Genomic DNA, 22325 nt, shown 5'->3' on the forward strand with positions numbered 1-22325 from the left:
ATAAAGAATTTAGAGGTTAGAAGCTAGCAGTTAGAAGCCAGAATTCTTACAACTATTCACTTTTAACCTTATCAAATGTCTGGAAACAAAAATCATATTGATTTTTTTCGTCTTTTTCGTGGCAGGTTTCACTTACCTTTTTCCAGATTTTTTCATCGATTTTTGGAAAAAATGTATCTGCCTGAAGGTCTGCCTTCACTAAAGTAACTTCCAGCCTGTCAACTACATCCATTGTCTGCTCATAAATATTTCCGCCTCCGATGATAAAGATATCCTCATCAATTTTTTTTGCGAATTTCACAGCTTCTTTAATGCTTCCGACAATTAAAATCCCTTCTTCAAACCAGTCTTTCTGTCTGGAAACCACAATATTCGTACGGTTGGGAAGCGGTTTCCCGATGCTTTCATAGGTTTTTCTTCCCATAATCACCGGATGCCCCGAAGTAATATCTTTAAAGTGCTTTAAATCTTTCGGGAGATGCCAAAGCAACTGATTTTCAAAACCAATTTCATTCTTCTCTCCCATTGCCACCACTATTGTCGTCATTAAAATAATTTTTACAAAATTAGCACATAATTTGTATATTTGGTAAGCACAAAAAAATTTTAAAAAAAAATAAACTATGAAAAACAAGGGCTGTCTGAGCGCCGGAACCATCGGTATTGCTCTCCTTATTATTGTTGCAGTATTATTTTTCTGGGGGAAAAGCGGCTACAATAGCTTTGTAACGAAAGAACAAAATGTAAATACAAAATGGTCTAATGTAGAGACCGTTTATCAAAAAAGAGCCAACCTGATCCCGAATCTGGAAAGAACGGTAAAATCATATTCAAAATTTGAGCAGGAAACTTTAACGAAAGTGATTGAAGCCCGTTCAAAAGCAACTTCTATCAACGTAGACCCTACGAATATGACAGAGCAGGATATCGCAAGATTCCAGGCTGCACAGGGTGAACTTACAGGTGCATTAAGCAGATTGATGGCCGTTGTAGAGCAGTATCCCAACTTGAAAGCGGATCAGCAGTACATTAATTTCCAGAGAGAATATACAGCTATCGAAAACAGCATCAGAACAGAAACTGTTTACTATAACGAAGCAGCTCAGGATTATAATACATCCATCAAAACTTTCCCGAATAATATTCTGGCGAATTTTACAAACTTTAAAGAAAAACCTTATTTCAAAGCGGATGCAGGAGCTCAGAAAGCACCTGAAGTATTCTCAGAATAATGGATAATAAATTCTTAACAAATCAGCAGATAGCTTCCCTCGTGGAAGCTATTCAGTCTGCGGAAGATCATTCCACCGGCGAAATAAGGGTGCATATAGATTCCAATACAGAAGGAGACAATGCTAAAATTGCCTTCAAGGTTTTCGAAGAATTATGCCTGAATAAAACCAAGGAAAGAAATGCCGTGCTTTTCCATGTCAATTTTGAACAAAAATACCTTACCATCATCGGGGATAAAGGAATTCATGAAAAAGTACACCAGTCTTACTGGGATCATCTGCACGACTTTATTACCTCTGAATTTGCAAAAGGAAATTATTACAAAGCCTTAAAAAGCGCTATCCTGGAAACAGGTTTGGAATTAAAGAAACACTTTCCCATAACAGGCGAGAACCACAACGAATTACCTAATGAAATTACGTTCTCTTAAAATAGTATTTTCATTTCTACTGATCTGCTTTTACACTTTTGTATCAGCACAATATACTGTTCCGGAAAAACCGGCTGTTCTTTATCCTGTTTTTGATGAAGCTAATCTATTGAGCCAGCAGGAAAAAGACGATCTTAATAAAAAGCTGATTGCCTTTGCAGATTCTACCTCAACGGAAATTGAAGTGGTGATTATAAAGTCTACCAAAGGTGAAGATGTGAATTTTCTGGCTACCATGTTCGGCCAAAAGTGGAAAATAGGTAAAAAAGGCGTTGATAACGGCATTGTTTTTTTAATTGCAACAGAAGACCGAACCATGTCTATCCAGCAGGGAAGAGCTGTTGAGCAGTATCTCACGGCATCTGTTGCAGGACAGATCCTAGACTATATCGTGACTCCTCATTTCAAGCAGGGCGAATGGTACGAAGGAATCAACCGTGGAACTTCTGCCATTATGGAAGCCGTACAGGGGAAATTCAAACCATTGAATGACCAGGAAGCAGGAGGAGATGGTGGTGTAGGAAAAATTCTGATAATTGCTTTTATCATTTTCATTATCCTGATTATTATTTTCGGGAACAGAGGCGGAGGTCGCGGCGGCGGCAATTATGATGATGACGATGTCATTTTATCCAAAAGAGGACGCAGAAATTATCCTGGCGGATTTTTCCCTTTCCCGGGCAGCTTCGGAGGAGGAGGCTTTGGTGGTGGCAGTTCCGGTGGTGGCGGTGGCTTTGGAGGCTTCGGCGGTGGCGGAAGTTTCGGAGGCGGTGGTGCTTCGGGAGGATGGTAGAAATATCTGTTTGCTTTCTTCTGAATCTCTTTAAATTACTTTAAAAATTAAAATAATTATTTGAAATACATTTCCACAATGTTTGTCATTTCGTAGGAATCTGAGCTGTTTTATTTAAACAAAATCGAGATTCTTACGGAAAGACAAACACTATTAAATTAAATTTAATTAATTTGAATAAGAGATTCTTCCTTCGTCAGAATGACAGCAACACCGTTCTTTACTGAGAAAAATGCCTTTACAAACTAAAAAATATCCTCAATTCATTTAAAACTCATTCGTTATTTTTATTTAACTTAAAATTCTATTTTTTATATTAAAAAATTAATAAACCTAATTAAAACCTACCTTTAATGTAAGCTTTTTTCATTATATTTACTGAAAAGAGGCTTATGAAGAAGACGTTGGTAGTTTTTGCGCACCCTTATTTAGAGCACTCAAACTCAAATGTAGAGCTCATCAATTTCTATGTCCGTCATCAGCATTTTACCCTTCGGGATCTTTACGAAGAATATCCGGATTTTCATATTGCCGCTTTTCGTGAAAGAAAAAGATTAAAAACTTACGACCGTTTTATTTTCCAGTTTCCTCTAATCTGGTTTGGAATGCCGCCCTTGCTTAGGCTTTGGATAGATGAAGTTTTTGATCGCGACTGGCTGAAAGAGGGAGAATACAATCCTCTGGAAGGCAAAGAAGTTCATATTCTCGTCACCACAGGCGGAAAACAAAGATCTTTTACCAAAGAAGGAACTTATAAATACACCGTGGAAGAATTGATCAGCGGACTGATTGTTTCCCTCAATGTTTTTAAAGCCAATATCAAAAATATCAAAATCGTTTACGAAGCCAATAAATTATCAAAAAAAGATATCATTCTGCATAAGCAGGAGTTCGCAGAATCTCTGAATCAGTAAGCCTATGGAAACCAGCCTAGCGATGAATACCCTTATTTTTTTAGGCGTTGCCATTATTATGGTTCCGCTGGCAAAAAAGCTGGGATTAAGCTCTGTAATTGGATACATCGCAGGAGGTATTATCATAGGGCCTTACGTTTTGAAGCTTACAGGGAAAGATGTGAACGACATTATGCACGCCAGCGAATTCGGGGTGATTATGCTTTTATTTTTGGTTGGCCTTGAGCTGGAACCCAGAAAATTCTGGGATATGCGAAAAAAAATTGTTGGATTAGGGCTCACCCAGATGCTTTTAACGATTTCTTTGCTTTTTCTGGTTTTTATATGGGCCGGCTGGAGGGTTGATAAGGCGATTGCCATTGCCATGTGCTTTGCACTGTCTTCTACAGCTATTGTTCTGCAGACTTTGCAGGAAAAAAACAATTTGAAAACCCTCGCCGGGGAAGCTTCGTTTTCTACCCTTTTGTTTCAGGATATTGCGGTGATCCCTATTTTGGCTATACTTCCGCTTATTGCGAATTATAAAGCAAAACATAATGATAATGACATCCAGGTTCTCATCCAGACTTTACCCGAATGGCTTCAGTTTGCAACGGTAATCTTGGGTGTTGTGATACTAATTTTACTGGGACGCTACATTTTTGTTCCGTTTTTAAGATATGTTTCAAAATCAGGGATGACTGAACTTTTAACTGCCTCTTCCCTATTCCTGGTGATCGGCGTTTCAGAACTGATGGTTGCCATTGGGCTTTCGCCAGCGTTAGGAGCTTTCCTTGCAGGCGTAATGCTTGCCAACAGTGAGTTCAGACACGAGCTTGAAGCACAGATTGATCCCTTTAAAGGACTTTTGCTCGCCGTATTTTTTGTAAGTGTGGGTTCTACAATGAATTTCAATATCATTCAGAATGATCCGGTATTTATTTTCAGTACTGTTTTTGCGGTTTTAGCTATAAAATTTATTGTTTTGTATGCTATTGGAAAATTCTTCAGGATAGACAGCCCTCAAAGCCTGTTTTATGCATTTGCACTTTCGCAGGTGGGAGAATTTGCTTTTGTATTGATTAACTACGCCTCAAGCCTTTATCTCATCAGTCCTGAACTGAATGCACAAATGATGGCCGTAACGGCAATTACCATGTGCATTACACCATTTCTTTTAATGATTAATGATAAGCTGATTACTCCAAGATTTATCAGGGAAATTCCGGAAGGCAATCATGATTTTAATATTCTGGACAGTAATGTTTCTCAAAAGAAAATCATTATTGTAGGCTTCGGGCATTTCGGAAGTACGGTGGGAAGACTTTTAAAGGCCAATAAAATCTCAGCCACTGTCCTGGACCGGGATTCTGACAGGGTAAAATTATTGAGAAGCTACGGTTTCAAAGTATATTACGGTGATGCCACCAAAATTCCCACCTTAAGAGCTGCGGGAATTGAAGATGCCGAAATTCTGGTCCTTTGTCTTGATGATCCTGATGATAATAAATTCATTGCAGATCTGGTTCGCGAACATTATCCTAAAGTGAAAATTTTCGTGAGGGCTAAAAACAGGCTGGATGCCTATGATTACCTCAACAACGGAATTACAAATATCTACCGCGAAACACTGGGAACCGCCGTTGATATGGCAGTGGACGTTCTTCATGAAACCGGAATGCGAAAATATGCAGCAAGGCGCCTCGCACAAAGATTTATGGCTATTGATAAAGCTTCCGTAAAAAAATTAGCCAAAATGAAAGAAGAGGAAGACGAGCTTATTCTCTTTACCACAAAAGAAATCCTCCAGCGAGAGGAGGAATTATTGGCTTACGATAATCTTAATTTTGATAACCGCGAATGGGAAGGTTCCTCATCCGATGAAGAAGATGAGGAAGCTGCCGGCTAGTTATTGGATACTTACGCTTCCGCCACTGCTTTCTTCTTTAGTTACCGTAGTTACATTTCCTTTTTTATACACATTTACACTTCCGGCTGATGAGGCTTCTGCTTTAATGGATGAAGAAGCACTGATCTGTATGCTTGCGCCGCTGGAAGCTTCTGCGTCTACATTATTTGCAATTACATTTTCTGCAGATATGCTGCTTCCTGATGAAGAAGTAACTTCCGCATTTTTTGCTTTTCCTGAAATATTAATGCTCGCAGCTGAAGATGCGTCCACATCCAGGTCTACCGCCCAAACTTTCCCATTGAAATTGCTGCTGCTATCCGCAGAAAGATCAAAGTCATTCGCTTCAAGATCACCGGAAACAGTTGCTGCACTGGATATCTCAATGGTTGTTTTATCCTGAACGAACTTATCTTTTACCGTAATTTTAGCAGCTGAATTGGCATTAAGCTTTGTAAAATCTTTGGTATAAATTTTTGCGGAAACATTATGGGTGTTCATCACGCGGATTCCTTTTTTGTAATGGATATGAAGTTTTCCACCGCTTATATCCACCAATACCTCATCTATGATATTTTCAGGAGCGGAAATCACTACTTTTTCAATATCAGATTTTATAATTTCAGCGTCAATAGCCTGTGAAACTTCGATTTCATCAAAATCTCCGGTTACTTCCTTTTGCCTGATGGGGCCGTTATCATTTGTAACAACTTTTTCTACCCAGTTGTTTTTTTCATTTTCGTTGTTTCTCCTGTCATGCTTTCCTTCACAAGATGATAATAGAACAATTGCCGCAGAAATAAAAAGTGTTGTTGATTTCATGTTACTGTTTTTTGGTATTGATGTATATATAGTTTAATAACAACTAATTTATGAAAAATATTACATCTGTTTTGATAAATATTTATTTACATAAAGCCAAAGCCCTGCGAACCTTAAATTGTTTCCATTTCTTATATTCCATTTGTTTATATAGCATATTTATATTTAAGTTTAATATCTTTATGCTTTATTAATAACTAATTTATGAAGAAGATTTCATCGGTATTATTAATCTCTGCAATAGCATTTAATCAATCTTGTACTACAATGAAAAGCACCGATACCCAGCAGGAAGTTCCGGCTCCCGACGCATCCCTTTCCTCAAACCCGTTCATGAAGAAAAGCAAGCTTCAGTACGAAGCACCGGAGTTTGATAAAATTAAAAATGAACATTTTAAACCGGCTTTCGATTTCGGATTAAAACAACATGATGCTGAAATCCTGAAAATAGCCAATAATCCTGATATGCCGACATTCGAAAACACGATTGTAGCCCTGGAAAAAAGCGGTGAAGTTCTGAAAAGAGCCATGATTGTATTTTCAAACTTAACAAGCGCTAACACCAACCCAACTTTACAGGCACTTGATGAAGAATATGCACCTGTTTTTGCGGCACATTCTGATAAAATGTACCTGAATGAAAATCTGTATAAAAGAATTAAATCCATCAACGATAACGGGCTGGATTCTGAAAGCAAAAGACTTTTACAATTTTACAAGCAGAATTTTGAAATTGCCGGAGCTAATCTTTCTGCAGCCGACAAAGAAAAATTAAAGCAGGTAAACCAGGAATTAGCTTCCCTTTCCACACAATATTCCAATAAATTGCTGGAAGCCAGAAAACAGGGCGGCGTTTTCTTCTCTTATGCTAAAGAACTGGACGGACTTTCCGCCGATGAAATTGCGGCTGCTGCAAGTGATGCTAAAAACGCCGGAAAACCGGGACAATATTTATTAGCACTGCAAAATACTACACAACAGCCACTTTTACAAAACCTTAAAAACAGGGCAACAAGAGAAAAACTCTTCAAGGCATCCTGGCTGAGAGCTGAAAAAGGTGATGGAAGCGATACTAGAGAAACCATTGAAAAATTAGCAAAGCTCAGACTTAAAAAAGCTCAGATTTTAGGAAAAAAAAGCTTTGCAGAATGGAAACTGCAGGATCAGATGGCAAAAACACCTGAAGCTGCTACAAAACTGATGAACCAGATTGCTACACCTGCTGTAGAAACAGCAAAACGTGAAGCTAAAGATATTCAGGACTTAATAGATCAGCAAAAGGGAGGCTTCAAAGTGGAGCCCTGGGATTGGAATTTTTATGCCGAACAGGTAAGAAAAGCAAAATTTGATCTTGATGAAAGTGAAATAAAACCTTATTTTGAAATTACAACAGTTTTAGAGAAAGGAGTTTTTTTCGCGGCTGAAAAATTTTACGGATTAACATTCAAAAAGAGGACTGATCTTCCGGTTTATCATCCTGATGTGGTTACCTATGAAGTTTTCGACCATGATGGAAAATCTATTGCGATTTATTATCTGGATTTTTATACAAGAGATTCCAAAAACGGAGGCGCATGGATGAGCAATTTTGTTGAGCAATCTTATTTATTGGGAACCAAACCGGTGATTGTCAACTGCTACAATTATCAGAAGCCGGCTCCGGGAAAACCTTCATTAATAAGCTATGATGATGTGACAACTATTTTCCATGAATTTGGCCATTCTATCCACGGAATGTTTGCCAGTCAGAAATATCCTTCCCTTTCCGGAACAAATGTACCGAGAGATTTTGTGGAGTTTCCTTCACAGATTAATGAACACTGGGCTTTAGATCCTGTTGTTTTGAAGAATTATGCGCTTCATTATGAAACAAAACAGCCGATTCCGCAGGCATTAGTTGATAAAATTAAAAAAGCTGCCACCTTCAATCAAGGATATATGACGACGGAATTGGTTTCTGCGGCGGCTCTTGATATGGATTGGCATACCGTAACAAATGAAAGCCAGCTTATTCCTGTTCTGGATTTTGAAAAACAATCCTTAATGAATCATGGATTTACCTTATCTACGGTTCCTCCAAGATATCATACTCCTTATTTTGCACATATCTGGGGAGGTGGTTATTCTGCAGGATATTACGCTTACCTATGGTCCGAAACGCTGGATAATGACGCTTGGGAATGGATTAAAAACAACGGCGGACTGACAAGAGAAAACGGTGACCGTTTCAGAAAATATATTCTTTCTGTAGGAAATTCTGTTGATCTGAATCAGGCATTCAGGGATTTTACAGGACACGATCCGGATATTAAACCTTTATTGAGAAGCAGAGGTTTTATTAAATAAATTTTTAAAAGCATTCATTTTTTGGATGCTTTTTTATTTCCCAAGTATTGCACAGATTTTCACAGATGATTGTGCACATTTTTTCTTTTTAATATTATATAATAAACATTCGTGAAATCTGTGGGAGATTTAATATAAGTTTTGGCTAAAGCCATAATTGAGTTATTCTTTATTTAAACGGGCTAAAGCCCGTTCCTATTGATACAGAATCCCTGAATAAACAATTAGATTCATTTTTGTGAAAAAATATTCCCGTAAATTTGTCCTTTAAAAAAATCAAGAAATGAATTGTCCCTGCTGTTCAGGAAAATCCTACGAAGAATGCTGTAAACCCTATCATTCCGGAGAAAAAAATGCTCCTACCGCAGAAGCTTTGATGCGATCAAGGTTTTCGGCATTTGCTATTCCGAATGGTGAATATTTAATGCAAACCACATCTCCAAGCAAGAGACAAAACCACAGTAAAAAAGACCTGCAAGAATGGGGAGAAATAAATGAATGGACAAAGCTGGAAATCATGGATAAACCTTCAATGAATAAAGTTGAATTTAAAGCGTATTACATTGATGAAAACGGCCAAAAGCAGGTACATCATGAGCTGTCAACGTTTAAAATGATTCAGAACCGCTGGTTTTATGTGAGCGGCGAATTTTTAGAATAAAAAAATGTCCGAAAAAATCGGACATTTATATTTTAGTGAGCTTCGTTTCCGTCAATTCCATGGGCGTGGCCGTGTGAAAGCTCTTCCTGAGTTGCCGGACGTGTGTTTAAAATTTCCACCTGAAAATCCAGCACTTTCCCAGCCATAGGATGGTTAAGATCTGCTACTACCATTTCAGGAGTTACTTCTAAAACAAATGCCTGGAAATTATTACCCTGATTATCAGACAAAGGTAAAATAGCTCCTACAGGCGGTGTTCCGGATTCTTTGAACATCTCTATCGGCAATTGTGCGATAGCATCCGGCTGTCTCTCGCCATAAGCTTCTTCCGGCTGAATGGTAAAAGCAGCTTTATCACCAGCTTTCATGCCAAGGATATTCTGCTCAAATTTTGGAATCATCATTCCTACACCGTATAAAAATGTAAGGGGATTTTCTGCTGTTGTTTCTTCTACAAGAATCTTACTTCCGTCTTCTTCGATTGTATGAAGGATGTAGCTTACCGCTACAACGTGATTGTTTTCAATTGTCATATTTTTTCTTTTTTTCGTGATGCTCTTCACGATTTAACATCACAAATATACTGTTTTTGAAATGAGTGGCTGTGCGAAAACGTTAAAAGAAGAGTTTTAAATGTACCTCTTTTATTTTTCGTTTCTTTTTTTCTGTCTTAAAACATAAAGGTATAAGCTTTCTACTTTTTCCCTTGCCCAGGGTGTTTTTCTAAGAAATTTTAATGAAGAGCTTATGCTGGGGTTATCTGTAAAACATTTAATTTTAATCTGCTCACCCAATTTCTCAAACCCGTTGTAATATTCTACCAGCTCTTCAAGAATGGTGTCTAGTCTTTTACCGTGTAATGGATCTTTGGATGGCTGGTTCATGATTTTTTTTGTAAAATTAAGGATATTAATCTGAAATGATAAAAAACCCTCCGCTGGAATCAACGAAGGGTCTGCTTTTTATAAATCCTTTACAACCGGTTTTACTTCTTTCCCGAATAGTTCGATGGATTTCATCATAAGATCATGGGAAGGATCACCAACATCCATGTGGCCGATAAATCTCGTAATTCCGAAAATTTGCTTCAAATAAGTAATCTTATCTGCAACTTCTTTCGGATTTCCGATGAACAGGGCACCGTCCTCTCCTCTTCCCCCTTCATACTGCATCTTGGTATAGGGAGCCCATCCTCGTGAAGCACCGATTCTGTCGACCTGAGTTTTATACTTGTAAAAATAATCGTCTATTACTTTAGGATCATTGCTCACAAAAGTATGAGAATGAACGGCAATCTGCATTTTTGATACATCATGACCCGCTTTTTCATATTCCTGCTTATAAAATTCAATTAAATTTTTAAACTGAATCGGCATTCCCCCGATAATAGCAACTACTAACGGCATACCTAATTTTGCAGCACTTAAAACAGACTGCGGAGTTCCGCCAACGGCTCTCCAGATCGGAAGCTTTCCGTCATTTTTTGCTCTCGGATACACAGTTTGATTGTTCATCGGAGCACGAAGCTTTCCTGACCAGGTTACATTTTCTTCAGAATTTATTTTTAATAATAAATCCAGCTTTTCATCAAAAAGCTCCTCATAATCCTGCAGGGAATAGCCATATAAAGGAAAAGATTCTATGAAGCTGCCACGTCCTACAAAGATTTCCGCACGGCCGTCTGAAATTAAATCCAATGTTGAAAAATCTTCATATACCTTTACCGGTTCGGATGAGCTTAAAACCGTTACACCACTTGCTAATTTTATATTTTTTGTGATGCTGGCCGCTGCAGCCAAAACCATTTCAGGGGAAGAAACCGCATAATCCGGACGGTGATGTTCACCCATTGCAAAAACATCAATTCCTATTTCATCCATGAATTTTACCTGCTCTAGGATTTCACGTAATTTTATTCCTGCATCTCTATATTTTCCGGTGCTTTGGTCAACCGCCAAGTCGCCAAACATTCCTATTCCTAATTCCATATTGTTGATTTTATTTAAGCAAATTTACTTCAACTAAAAATTAGAAACATTGATGTTTGATAAGAATGAAATATGCTTTTCTTTTAAGATTTAATCCTAGCTATTTAAAGAATATCAAACAAAAAATCCAGCCTCGTGGACTGTATTTAAAGATTATTTCTTCAAATATAAATCAAAATAATCAGTTATTTTCTGCATCAGGTGCACTCTGTCTTTCCCGATTACATTGTGAGGATGGCCAGGATAAGCAAAATAGTCGATCTGTACGCCGTTATCAACAGCAGATTTTATGAATTTCACGGAATGCTGCCAAACCACCACATCATCCTGAGCTCCATGGATCATCAGTAATTTGCCCTTCAGGTTTTGAACTTTATCCAAAAGATTTGCCGTTGCATATCCCTGCGGATTTTCCTGGGGTGTATCCATATATCTTTCGCCGTACATGATTTCGTACATCTTCCAGTCGATTACAGGACCTCCGGCCACACCTACTTTGAAAACTTCAGGCTTACGAAGCATAAAGCTGGTTGTCATAAAGCCTCCGAAGCTCCATCCGTGAATCCCCATTCTTTCAGCATCTACATAAGGAAGAGATTTCAGGTAGTCTACCCCTTTCATCTGATCGTTCATTTCAGTGGTTCCCAGATTTCTGAAAACAGCCTGCTCAAACTTCAGACCACGGTTGGCAGAACCTCTTCCGTCCATCGTGAAAATAATGTATCCGTTTTGGGCCATGTATTCATACCACAGATTTCCGGAAGCCGGGAAACTGTTGGTGATCAGCTGCAAATGCGGCCCATTGTATAGATAAACAATAGCAGGATATTTTTTATTGGGATCAAAATTCGTTGGAAGAATTATTTTCCCGTATAGAGGAGTTCCGTCATCTGCTTTTAGGTTTACGTTTTTAATTTCGGGACGCTGATAATTTTTTAATGTATTTTCAGCTGTGAGAAGATTATTAGTTTTTAATGTATTAGTATTGATGATGTTTGCAACTCTTGGCGTATTGGCGTTACTGTACATATCGTAAAGATAATTCCCGTCACTGCTTAAAATTCCGGTGTGTACCCCTTCAGCATTGTCCAGACGCTGCATTTTGAAGTTTGTCCAGTTGATTTTATACAAATGTTTTTCGAGAGGAGTTTCCTTTGTAGAGGTAAAGTAAATTTCCTTTTTCTTTTCATTGAAACCTAAAATATCGGTTACCAGCCAATCGCCTTTGGTGATCTGGGCAACCAGTCCTTTTTCTAAGCTGTAATGAAACAAATGGTTATAACCCGTTCTCTGGCTCTGCCAGATGAAATCTGTATTGGAATTCGGGAAAAATGTCAAAGGATGCTGTGGTTCCACATACTTATCGCTTGTTTCCTCAAACAAAGTTTTTACTAAATTTCCTGTCGCAGCGTCATACTGATTCATTTTCATGTGATTCTGACCTCTGTTCAGCACCCCCACAAAAATATATTTTGAATCCGGGCTCCATGTTACAGCTGTTAAATACTGATCTTTTTCTCCTTCAATATTTAAAAAAATCGTTGACTGTGTTTTGATATTGAAAACACCCAATGTCACCTGATGTGAAGTCTGCCCTGCCATAGGATATTTTATATTGTGATTCACCGCCGGAGTTACGGACCAGTCTATAATCGGGTAATCTGCTACCATCGTCTGATCCATTCTGTAAAAGGCCACACTTTCAGAATCAGGAGCCGGGAAAATTCCTGTGTCAATTCCGAATTCGTTTCTGTGAACATTGGAGGCACCGTTCAGAATATTTTCGTCTGAATCATTTGTTACGGCAATTGTTTTACCGTTTTTATTTATGAATAAATTATTTTTTACAGTAAAAGCAAAAGTCTGATTGTCACCAAACACTTTTACATTAGAAGCTTCCTTATCTACCTCCACAGCGTTTTTCACCTTCCAGCCGTTTCCTGATTTTTCTACCCAGGCCATTTTATCATCCGAGTTGAAATATCCTTCAGAAGTACTGATGAATTTTATCTGCGGAACAGCCTTTAACTTATTATCCCCCAGATTCTTGTTTAATTGTGTAAGGGAAACCAAAGTATCCTGCTTATTATTCTTCAGATCAGTAATCAAATAACCGCCTTTTACTGCCTGAATGTATGATTTACCATCATTAGACCATGAAAACTGCGAGATATTTTTCACCGCAAGATTGCTTCTCAGACCGTTAACAGCCTCCGCCATCGTAAATTTTTGGGTCTGGGCAAACGCCGAACCGCCCAAAACCATCATCAATAAAGAAAACTTATATAATTTCATCGTAAAAAATTGAATCCATCAAAAATAAGAAATAAAAATCATCCGTTAAGAAATGTTAAAATAAAAGATTCATAAAATGAGAATGTGGTATTGATGGGAAAAATTTATTAACTTAATGTAAGATTTTTCAAATTGTTATTCCGAGTTGATAGAAGGAATAGAATTACTTTAGTGCTGAGTACCTTTAACTATTTAATTCAATATCATGGCAAAATCAATGAAATTTATGTAAAAATCATTTCTTATCCTAAATCAATGATTTGAGCCTGTATCCTGAACTACATTTGCAATATAAATAACAAAAAAATATAATACAATGGCAACAAAATGGAACCTAGACCCAGCACACAGTGAAATTACTTTCAAAGTAAAACACATGATGATTTCTAATATTAAAGGAAATTTCACCAATTTCAATGCAGAAATCGAAGCTGAAGACGATACTTTTGCTAATGCAAAAACTACAGCTACCATCCAGACAGATTCTATCTCAACACACAATACAGACAGAGATAATCACTTAAAATCTGCAGAGTTTTTCAATGCTGAAGCTAATCCTACCATCACGTTCGAAGCTCAGGCTTTAAATGGATCTGTAACAGGAAATCTTACCATCAATGGTGTTACAAAACCCGTTACTTTAGATGTAGATTTTAACGGAATCAATGTAGACCCGTGGGGAAATACAAAAGCAGGATTCTCTTTTGAAGGAAAAATCAACAGAAAAGATTTCGGATTAAACTGGAATGCAGCTCTTGAAGCAGGTGGTGTAATGGTAAGCGAAGACGTAAAACTTGCAGGAGAATTACAGTTTGTAAAGCAAGCGTAAGAGTTAACAAATAATAAAGATAAAAGAGCAAAGATAAAAAGACATACCAGTTTTGCGTCTTTGTTCTTTTTTCTTTTTTCTATTTTCTATTTTCTATTTCTATTTTCTAAACAAAATGAACCTCAACGATCTACAAAACATCAGCGAAAATTTCGGGAACACTCAAAGAATGCCTGTTTTATTTCTTGGGCACGGTTCGCCGATGAATGCTATTGAAGAAAACCAGTTTGTACAGGGGTTCCGGAAAGCAGCCACTGAAATTCCAAGACCCAATGCAATTGTATGTATTTCTGCACATTGGTTTACCAACGGAACCAAGGTAACTGCGATGGAAATGCCCAGAACCATTCATGATTTCGGGGGCTTTCCACAAGCTTTATTTGATGTACAATATCCTGCACACGGAAGTCCGGAGCTTGCAAGAGAGACCGCCGAGCTGTTAGCTCCTGTTTTGGTAGAAGAAGATCATCATTGGGGTTTGGATCATGGCGCATGGTCTGTTATCAGACATATGTATCCTAAAGCAGATATTCCTGTAATACAGATGAGCATTGATTATACGAAGCCTCCGCAATATCATTTTGATTTAGCTAAAAAATTAAATAAGCTCCGCGAAAAAGGAATTTTAATTATCGGAAGCGGAAATATTGTTCATAACCTGAGACTGGTAGACTGGAAAAACATCAACACCGTGGGAGCCGGCTGGGATTGGGCAATAGAAGCCCGTGAGAAAACCAACAACTGGCTTTTGGACGGAAATTTTCAGAATATTATTGATTATCAGAAACAGGGAACTTTTTTGCAATATGCGGTTCCTACTCCGGATCATTATCTGCCGTTGATCTATACATTAGGCTTAAAGGAAAAATCTGAAAATCTGGCTTTATTTAATGACGAATTGATTGCCGGATCGCTGAGCATGACGAGTGTAAGAATCGGATAAAAAAAACCGGAAGAAAAATCCTCCGGTCCTATAAGTAAAATGTTGAAATTAAATTCTATGAATAGAAACAACATGCGGCACACCTTCGATAGGAGCATAAATTTCTACAATTGCTTCCCAAACTACCATTGCTGGCGGCATTGAAGCAACACATTTGTAACGGTAGTTGGTACCGTTTACTAATTGTGTAGATACTTCCTGAGGTGTATATTTTACCCCAACGAATCCGCGCATTGCTTCATCAAATACTTTCTGATCTTCTGGTGTAAGAGCATGATATTTTGTCCAGCCTCCTACTACTAAATCTTGTGTTTCCATAATAATTTTGAGTTCCTACTCTTTTGGCTTTTCGGTTTACGCCCCGTTTTAATGGTTTCTGGTCTCCATGGTTGTAAGTTTTTTGTTTGTGATCACAGGACAAAGTTAGCCTGCAATACATGAATTTACTAGAGTAGATGTACTCATTTTTCACTATAAGTAGAAATACGCAATCTGGTCTAAATATTCAGAATAAATTTTATAAGTATAAAATAAAAAGTAATGCCATCCATGAATGACATTACTGTATTGATAATTTCAAAACTGATATTTAAACTACATTGACTTCAATATTTATTGAACAGCCTGCAGAACATTGATATTTCCGTATCCGTAGTCTGAATTCGGGTTTGGATAATATGTAGATGACTGTCTCATCTTATTAAGAACCTGATCCCTTGTCCAAGTCGGGTTTTTAGCCCACACCAAGGCTGCAATTCCTGCAGTGGAAGCAGTTGCTACGGAAGAGCCTCCCACATAATCTGTCTGTCCATTATAATAGCTTAACACCGGAATATTGCTTCCTGAAGCTCTTTCCATCTGATAAGTAAAATCAATCTCTGCACCAGAGTGGCATACATCACATTTTTGGTTTGAGGTATTTTCTTTCACTCCAGTAACAGCCTGTGCTTCTGACATCCAGGCCGGGAAAATCACCCCAACGAAATTAGTAAAGCTTGTAGAAGTTCCACCGGCACAAAAAATCAGTTTTCCTTTTGAATAGGCATATTTCACTCCATCTTCAATTTTTCCGACAGAGAAAATGTGTCCCATAGACATCGATATAATTTTAACATTATTATTATTTCCGAGTTCTGTAAATGCTATTTTCACTCCATTTTGCTCATGATAACCGTCCAGAACTACATTTGAAGCCGCTCTGTATGTCACCAGATTAGCATTGTAGGCAACACCCACCGGCTGACCCAGGTTATTTCTTGGTGCCGCCGCTGCCGAAGCCATGCTTGTTCCATGACCACACTGATCCCCCGAACCGTCAAAACCACTGCTCCAAGGCCACACAGAATCTACATAAACCCCATTCTTACTGATGGTTCTTCCTGATGAAAGACCATTATTGAAACTGTTTCCCAATAAGCTCTGTTCCGGGGAAACTCCACTATCGATTACTCCGATGGTGATCCCGGCTCCGGTACTGTAATTCCAGGCATTTGTAATGTTATGTTTCGTAAAAGACCATGGTGCTTTGGCGTTTGGAGTTACTGTTGTATAATCTGCTGCATTTAATGTTGTGGATTCAAAGCCGCACCCTGAGCTTCCGCTTGATTTTGAAGCACCGTTGAATTTTCTTTCATTTTCAAAATAACGGTAATCTGCCGGTTCCAGATAGCGGATATTTTTCATTTTGCGTAATGCAATCACCGTTTCCTGCTTTTCTATTGCTACATCTATCTGATTGAGGTACTGATCTGAAGACAGTAGTAATCTGTCATTCTTTCCTTCGTATTGTTCAATTATTTTTAAAATTTCATCTTCAATGGCTTTATTATCCGGAGTCAGGCTTCTGTCAAAAGAAGATCCAAAACCTATGGATGCTATTTTATTTCCCTGATAAATGGCACTCCATACAAAATGATCAGAAGATTCTTTCCAGGAAAATCTTCCTTTCGTTTTAATTGTTTCGTTGATTTTGTCGTTGATCTGTTTTGCTGTGAGCGGATCTTTTTGGATAATTTCCATTTCAGCAGGGCTGTTTTGCAGGTCATCTCTGTTGCACGCTGTGAACATTAAGAACAGCATGAGCAAGTAAAATACATTTCTTTTCATATAAAATAATATTTGATTGGCAACACCAAGATATCACTTTACATTGAATTACACATTGCTGAAATTTTAATTTATTGAACTTTTGTTATGCTGAAAATAATATTTAAAGTATTAAATCACAGCATCTTCTCGTAGCAGACACTTTTATCAATCCCGATATATTGCCCGTAATTTGGAATTCTCTGGTAGCCGCTTTTCTCATATACGGAAAGGGCCTCATTTTGTTCCAGAGAGCTTTCCAGAACGGCTTTTTTATTACCCAGTTCTTTTGCCCAGGCTTCCAGCTCCCTTACAATAGTACTTGCAAGCCCTCGTTTCCTGAAATCAGGGCTGGTGTACATTCTTTTAATTTCAACAGTCTCCTCTTCAAACTTTTTGAAAGCTCCGCAGGCGGCAGGCATTTCATCAATATAAATGACGATGCAGTTTTTAATCATATCAATTTTATTGAACTGGTCATAAAAAGCATGATCTTCACCGTTACGAATTGCCAGGTCGGCATCTAAAAGCTTAACTAAATTCTGAAAGTCTGTGTTGGAAGAATCTGTTCTTTTAATTGTCATTTGTCTGTTTTTTACAATAACAAAATTATTATTTTTTTTACCACGAATTACACAGATTTGTAAAGATGTTTAAGTTTATTTTTTTGAAAGTTAGTTTGTTATTTATATTATTTTAAAAACTTATAAGTTAAAGGATACCTAAAAATCTGTTCAAATTTGTATAATTCGTGGTAAAAATAAAACGGCTCCCATCTCTGGAAGCCTTCATATTATTTAAGTCAAAATTAATTAACTACAAATTTTCTTTCGTTAATCAATTCTGCGATAGCCAGCATATCTTCGCCTATCAATCGGTCGTCTTCAAGCTTAGCAACTTTCGAACGGATGATCGCATAATTTTCTTCAATAATTTTAGAACATTTTGCCGGTCTTCTAAATTCTAATCCCTGCGCTGCAAACATTAATTCAACCGATAAAATATTCACCAGATTTCCAAGAACCTGATTGAATTTTCTACCTGAAATACTTCCCATCGAAACATGATCTTCCTGCCCCAGACTTGTAGGAATAGAATCCGCTGAAGCCGGGAAACATAGTGTTTTATTTTCTGTAACCAAAGCTGCAGAAGTATATTGAGGAATCATAAATCCTGAATTTAAGCCTGAACTTTCCGTCAATAATCTTGGTAGGCCATATTTCCCTTCCAATAATAAATAACTTCTTCTGTCTGAAATATTTCCTAATTCCGCAGCAGCCAACGTTGCATAATCCAACGGTAAAGCCATCAGCTGCCCATGGAAGTTACCTCCGGAGATAGATTCTTCAGCGCTTAAAACAATCGGGTTGTCTGTTACGGAATTCAGTTCTGTTTCAGCCATTATTTTCAAATGTTCGAAAGCATTTCTGCTTGCACCGTGAACCTGTGGTACACATCTCATGGAATACGGATCCTGAACTCTTTCACAATCTTCATGAGCCTTCATGTTTTCGGAATTTTTCAAAAACTTCAGCATTCTCGCTGCCACTTTTTTACTTCCTTCAAAAGGTCTTATCTCATGCAGCTCTTTTTTGAAAGGACTTGCAGAACCTCTGTAAGCTTCAAGGCTCATTGCAGCCGTCATATCAGCCAGATCAAGTAAATATTCAAATTTTTCCAGCCCTCTGATAGCATGGGCAAGGATAAACTGGGTACCATTAATTAATCCTAATCCTTCTTTCGGACCTAAGATCAACGGATCTAAATTATTTTTCTCCAAAACTTCAGCAGTCGGAAAAATTTCGTTTCCTACCCATACTTTTCCTAGGCCCAAAAGCGGTAAAACAAGATGGGCTAAAGGCGCCAGATCCCCGGAAGCACCTACAGAACCCTGCTCCGGAACTATGGGAATGATATCTTTTTCCAACATTAAAATCATCCTCTCGATCACTTCAAGAGAAACTCCTGAAAATCCTTTTGACAATGCATGAACTTTAGCAATCATCATGATTTTTGAAAGTTCTTTATCAATAGGCTTTCCAACACCCACGGCGTGGGAGATTATTAAATTATATTGTAAAAGCGCTGTTTCATCAGCAGAAATTTTTGTGTCACAAAGAGGCCCGAAACCTGTATTTATGCCATAAACACAACGGTCTGACTCTACAATTTTCTGAACGTTTTTCTGGGATTTTAAAATCTGATCTTTTGCCGCTTTATTAAGCTTAGCTTTATTTGGAGCTTTACAGATCTCCAAAACATCATGGAAACTGAAAACATCTACACCGTATATCATTCTCTAAAAATTTGTCTTAAAATTACGCATTTAACAATTATTGTAAAAACTAAATTTTGCAGGATTATATTTTTCTGAAAACAAGTCATTTAATTTCCTATTTTTACCGCCGAAATAAAAAATTAATATCCTTATGAAACTAAAAACTTTGCTGTTTGCATTGTTACTTGTAAGTGCAGCTTCTTTCGCACAGAAAGTAAAATACTCTAAAGACGAGATCAAAAAGATGGAAATGTACCTTTTTAATGAAGGCTTCAACGCTCCGTCTCCTAAAAAAACTTCTACCCTTATTTTAAAAGACGGATCTACACACAAAGGCTTTTGCAGTAAGATTGACACAAAAAAAGGACAAATCTTTGAAGTTGCCCTTAAAGACAGCATCACGAAGAAAAGTGAGACTTTTAATGCAGAGCAGATCGCTGAAATGTATGTTTACCCAAGCAATGCAGAAAAATTTGCTAAAGTGGCAAGCTATATGGGAAATATCAGAAACTACAGCACAAAAAAGCTAACCAAAAGAACCAATAACGACAGGATTTATTTCATTAATCAAACCGTTTCTTTGAAAAATAAGAAAGATGACAAAGAATTCCTGATGCAGGTCATCAATCCTGAATTTGATGATATTATTTCAGTATATCATGATCCGAGAGCTAAGGAAACAGCAGGATTTTCTGTAATGGGAAGCCCTCAGCTGGGAGGAGGTGTTATCAAATCTTATTATGTAAAGAAAGGCGATAAGGTAATGTGGCTTCATAAAGACGATTTTGAAGATAATTATGATTTCCTTTTCGGGGATAATGCAGAATTTGTGAAGAAATATCCTAAAAACTCTGTAGAATGGGATTATTTCAGCTTTTTGGTGCAGGAATATACTGCAATGAGCAACGGATAAAATAATTTTAACATAAATTGTATGGCCGTAGGACTTTCTACGGCTTTTTTTATGGCTTTAAATTCCTTAATTTTGTTATATGAATCCTTCTTTAGAATTACAACTCAAAACTTTACCTTCTGAGCCCGGAGTTTATCGTTATTATGATAAAAATGAACAGCTTTTATATGTAGGAAAGGCAAAAAATTTAAAGAAAAGGGTTCTTTCCTATTTCAATAAAAATCTATCAGGCTACAGGACGAGAATCATGGTGGGGAAAATCCAGAGGCTGGAAACAACCATTGTAAATAGTGAATACGACGCACTTTTATTGGAAAACAACTTGATCAAAGAGCATCAGCCGTTTTATAATGTCATGCTGAAGGATGACAAAACCTATCCATGGATCTGTATAAAAAATGAAGATTTTCCCAGAATATTTCTTACCAGAACGGTTATAAAAGACGGTTCAGAATATTATGGGCCATACGCAAAAGTACGCCCCGCAAAAATTTTACTCGATACTATTAAGCATATTTATAAGCTGCGAACATGTAACTTAAATCTTTCTCCAGATAAAATAGATGACGGAAAATACAAAGTATGTCTGGAATATCATATCAAAAACTGTGAGGGCCCATGTGAAGGCCTTGAAAGCAAACAGGATTATGATGAGAAAATAGATGCGATCCGGGGAATTATCAAGGGTGATTTCCGTAAGGCTAAAGAATACCTTACCAATCAGATGATGAAGCACGCATCCAATCTGCAGTTTGAAAATGCACAGATTATAAAGGAAAGATTGGATGTTCTGGAAGATTATCAGGCAAAAAATACCGTTGTAAATCCTAATATTGACGATGTGGATGTTTTTGGAATGACGAGTGATGAAACTGCAGCTTACGTCAATTTCTTTAAAATCAGAAATGGAAATATCATCCAGAGCTTTACCACAGAAATTAAAAAAATTCTGGAAGAAAGCGATGAGGAAATCATGGAACAGGCTTTAATAGAGATTCGTCAGAAATTCAGTTCGGATTCTAAGGAAGTGCTGCTTCCGTTTCATCTCACTGTGGAGATTCCGAATGTAAAGCTTATTGTTCCGAAAGTAGGAGATAAAAAACGAATCGTTGAGCTTTCCGAAAAAAATGCGAAGGAATACCGCCTGGAAAAACTTAAACAGGTACAGATTGTAGATCCGGAAAGACATACGAACAGAATTATGGCTGAAATGCAGAAGCTGTTGAGAATGCCCGTGGAACCACGACATATTGAAGGTTTCGATAACTCAAATATACAGGGAACAAATCCTGTTTCAGCCTGTGTAGTTTTCAAAGACGGGAAGCCAAGCAAGGCAGATTACAGGATTTTTCATCCTAAAACAGTAGAAGGCCCGAATGACTTTGCTACTATGGAAGAGGTAATCTACCGCCGCTATAAAAGAATGCTGGATGAAAGTGAAAATTTACCACAACTGATCTTGATTGATGGTGGAAAAGGACAATTATCTTCTGCGGTAAAAAGTCTGCGGTTATTAGGTTTGTATGGGAAAATCACTATCGTTGGGATCGCTAAGAGATTAGAAGAAATTTTCTTTCCGGAAGATCCTATTCCGCTATATCTTGATAAAAAATCTGAGACGCTTAAAATCTTGCAAAGAGTAAGAGATGAAGCTCACAGGTTTGGAGTAAAGCATCACCGGACAAGAAGAAAAAATTCAACCATAAAATCTGAACTGGAAGAAATTTCGGGTGTCGGGGATAAAACGATTGAATTGCTTTTATCAAGATTAAAATCTGTAAAAAGGATTAAAGAGGCTAGTTTGGAAACTCTGGAAGAGATACTTGGTAAAAGCAAGGCAAAGGTTATTTATGAGTTTTTTAATGGAAATTAATAGTATCAGAAAAAAATAAAAGCCCTCGGTTTGA

The 22325-nt window shown here is 37.5% G+C and carries 21 protein-coding genes; 11 read left to right on the plus strand and 10 right to left on the minus strand.

What is annotated here, in order from left to right; translation table 11 throughout:
- Positions 1 to 52: 52 nt before the first annotated feature.
- On the minus strand, positions 53 to 547 hold the full coding sequence (locus H560_RS0111330; RefSeq protein WP_027380151.1) for a dihydrofolate reductase: 495 nt from the start codon (positions 545 to 547) through the stop codon (positions 53 to 55).
- A gap of 76 nt (positions 548 to 623) precedes the next feature.
- Here H560_RS0111330 and H560_RS0111335 point away from each other — a divergent pair, with 76 nt between their 5' ends.
- The 5 genes from H560_RS0111335 to H560_RS0111355 all read left to right on the plus strand — a co-directional run bounded on the left by H560_RS0111335 (position 624) and on the right by H560_RS0111355 (position 5258).
- Positions 624 to 1232 (plus strand): LemA family protein, encoded by a 609-nt coding sequence (locus H560_RS0111335; protein ID WP_027380152.1) that lies wholly within the window; start codon positions 624 to 626, stop codon positions 1230 to 1232.
- On the plus strand, positions 1232 to 1663 hold the full coding sequence (locus tag H560_RS0111340; protein ID WP_027380153.1) for a TPM domain-containing protein: 432 nt from the start codon (positions 1232 to 1234) through the stop codon (positions 1661 to 1663). Before H560_RS0111335 ends, H560_RS0111340 begins: the two co-directional genes overlap by 1 nt.
- Positions 1644 to 2456 carry a TPM domain-containing protein gene (locus H560_RS0111345; RefSeq protein ID WP_027380154.1) on the plus strand — a complete coding sequence of 271 codons (813 nt, stop codon included), beginning with the start codon at positions 1644 to 1646 and terminating at the stop codon, positions 2454 to 2456. The genes H560_RS0111340 and H560_RS0111345 overlap by 20 nt, the downstream gene beginning before the upstream one ends.
- Before the next feature lie 392 nt (positions 2457 to 2848).
- Positions 2849 to 3370 carry an NAD(P)H-dependent oxidoreductase gene (locus H560_RS0111350; RefSeq protein WP_027380155.1) on the plus strand — a complete coding sequence of 174 codons (522 nt, stop codon included), beginning with the start codon at positions 2849 to 2851 and terminating at the stop codon, positions 3368 to 3370.
- A gap of 4 nt (positions 3371 to 3374) precedes the next feature.
- Entirely contained in the window at positions 3375 to 5258 is a 1884-nt protein-coding gene (locus H560_RS0111355) for a monovalent cation:proton antiporter-2 (CPA2) family protein (RefSeq protein ID WP_027380156.1), read from the plus strand.
- Here H560_RS0111355 and H560_RS0111360 read toward each other — a convergent pair whose 3' ends face one another.
- On the minus strand, positions 5259 to 6080 hold the full coding sequence (locus tag H560_RS0111360) for a head GIN domain-containing protein (RefSeq protein ID WP_027380157.1): 822 nt from the start codon (positions 6078 to 6080) through the stop codon (positions 5259 to 5261).
- Between the two features lie 204 nt (positions 6081 to 6284).
- Between H560_RS0111360 and H560_RS0111365 the strand changes: the two genes are divergently transcribed.
- Together H560_RS0111365 and H560_RS0111370 are read left to right on the plus strand one after the other, a co-directional pair.
- A complete protein-coding gene (locus H560_RS0111365; protein WP_027380158.1) occupies positions 6285 to 8426 on the plus strand; it encodes a M3 family metallopeptidase in 2142 nt (713 codons plus the stop codon).
- Positions 8427 to 8709: 283 nt separating this feature from the next.
- Positions 8710 to 9087: a YchJ family protein gene (locus H560_RS0111370; protein ID WP_027380159.1), complete on the plus strand. Its 378-nt coding sequence runs from the start codon at positions 8710 to 8712 to the stop codon at positions 9085 to 9087.
- A 32-nt stretch (positions 9088 to 9119) separates the two neighbouring features.
- On the opposite strand, the gene H560_RS0111375 is transcribed toward H560_RS0111370, so the two are convergent.
- The 4 genes from H560_RS0111375 to H560_RS0111390 all read right to left on the minus strand — a co-directional run bounded on the left by H560_RS0111375 (position 9120) and on the right by H560_RS0111390 (position 13370).
- Complete coding sequence (locus H560_RS0111375) at positions 9120 to 9620, minus strand: FKBP-type peptidyl-prolyl cis-trans isomerase (RefSeq protein ID WP_027380160.1); 501 nt, start codon at positions 9618 to 9620, stop codon at positions 9120 to 9122.
- A gap of 111 nt (positions 9621 to 9731) precedes the next feature.
- On the minus strand, positions 9732 to 9971 hold the full coding sequence (locus H560_RS0111380) for a VF530 family protein (RefSeq protein WP_027380161.1): 240 nt from the start codon (positions 9969 to 9971) through the stop codon (positions 9732 to 9734).
- 78 nt (positions 9972 to 10049) lie between these two features.
- Positions 10050 to 11075, minus strand: a complete 1026-nt coding sequence (locus H560_RS0111385; RefSeq protein ID WP_027380162.1) for an LLM class flavin-dependent oxidoreductase — start codon at positions 11073 to 11075, stop codon at positions 10050 to 10052.
- Between the two features lie 153 nt (positions 11076 to 11228).
- A complete protein-coding gene (locus tag H560_RS0111390; RefSeq protein ID WP_027380163.1) occupies positions 11229 to 13370 on the minus strand; it encodes a S9 family peptidase in 2142 nt (713 codons plus the stop codon).
- A 316-nt stretch (positions 13371 to 13686) separates the two neighbouring features.
- On the opposite strand from H560_RS0111390, the gene H560_RS0111395 reads away from it, so the two are divergent.
- Together H560_RS0111395 and ygiD are read left to right on the plus strand one after the other, a co-directional pair.
- Entirely contained in the window at positions 13687 to 14199 is a 513-nt protein-coding gene (locus tag H560_RS0111395) for a YceI family protein (protein ID WP_027380164.1), read from the plus strand.
- Between the two features lie 115 nt (positions 14200 to 14314).
- Positions 14315 to 15142 carry a 4,5-DOPA-extradiol-dioxygenase gene (gene ygiD / locus H560_RS0111400; protein ID WP_027380165.1) on the plus strand — a complete coding sequence of 276 codons (828 nt, stop codon included), beginning with the start codon at positions 14315 to 14317 and terminating at the stop codon, positions 15140 to 15142.
- A 48-nt stretch (positions 15143 to 15190) separates the two neighbouring features.
- On the opposite strand, the gene H560_RS0111405 is transcribed toward ygiD, so the two are convergent.
- From H560_RS0111405 to hutH, 4 genes are all read right to left on the minus strand, one after another.
- Positions 15191 to 15460: a hypothetical protein gene (locus tag H560_RS0111405; protein WP_027380166.1), complete on the minus strand. Its 270-nt coding sequence runs from the start codon at positions 15458 to 15460 to the stop codon at positions 15191 to 15193.
- Between the two features lie 294 nt (positions 15461 to 15754).
- Positions 15755 to 17248: a S8 family peptidase gene (locus H560_RS0111410; protein ID WP_027380167.1), complete on the minus strand. Its 1494-nt coding sequence runs from the start codon at positions 17246 to 17248 to the stop codon at positions 15755 to 15757.
- A 116-nt stretch (positions 17249 to 17364) separates the two neighbouring features.
- Positions 17365 to 17811: a GNAT family N-acetyltransferase gene (locus tag H560_RS0111415; protein WP_027380168.1), complete on the minus strand. Its 447-nt coding sequence runs from the start codon at positions 17809 to 17811 to the stop codon at positions 17365 to 17367.
- A 224-nt stretch (positions 17812 to 18035) separates the two neighbouring features.
- Positions 18036 to 19523, minus strand: a complete 1488-nt coding sequence (gene hutH / locus H560_RS0111425) for a histidine ammonia-lyase (protein ID WP_027380169.1) — start codon at positions 19521 to 19523, stop codon at positions 18036 to 18038.
- 133 nt (positions 19524 to 19656) lie between these two features.
- Here hutH and H560_RS0111430 point away from each other — a divergent pair, with 133 nt between their 5' ends.
- Complete coding sequence (locus H560_RS0111430) at positions 19657 to 20418, plus strand: hypothetical protein (RefSeq protein ID WP_027380170.1); 762 nt, start codon at positions 19657 to 19659, stop codon at positions 20416 to 20418.
- Between the two features lie 79 nt (positions 20419 to 20497).
- Positions 20498 to 22291, plus strand: coding sequence for an excinuclease ABC subunit UvrC (gene uvrC / locus H560_RS0111435; RefSeq protein ID WP_027380171.1), 1794 nt, complete (start codon positions 20498 to 20500; stop codon positions 22289 to 22291).
- Positions 22292 to 22325 lie beyond the last annotated feature (34 nt).

This window comes from Chryseobacterium daeguense DSM 19388 (assembly GCF_000430825.1).
GTDB classification, from domain to species: Bacteria; Bacteroidota; Bacteroidia; order Flavobacteriales; family Weeksellaceae; genus Chryseobacterium; species Chryseobacterium daeguense.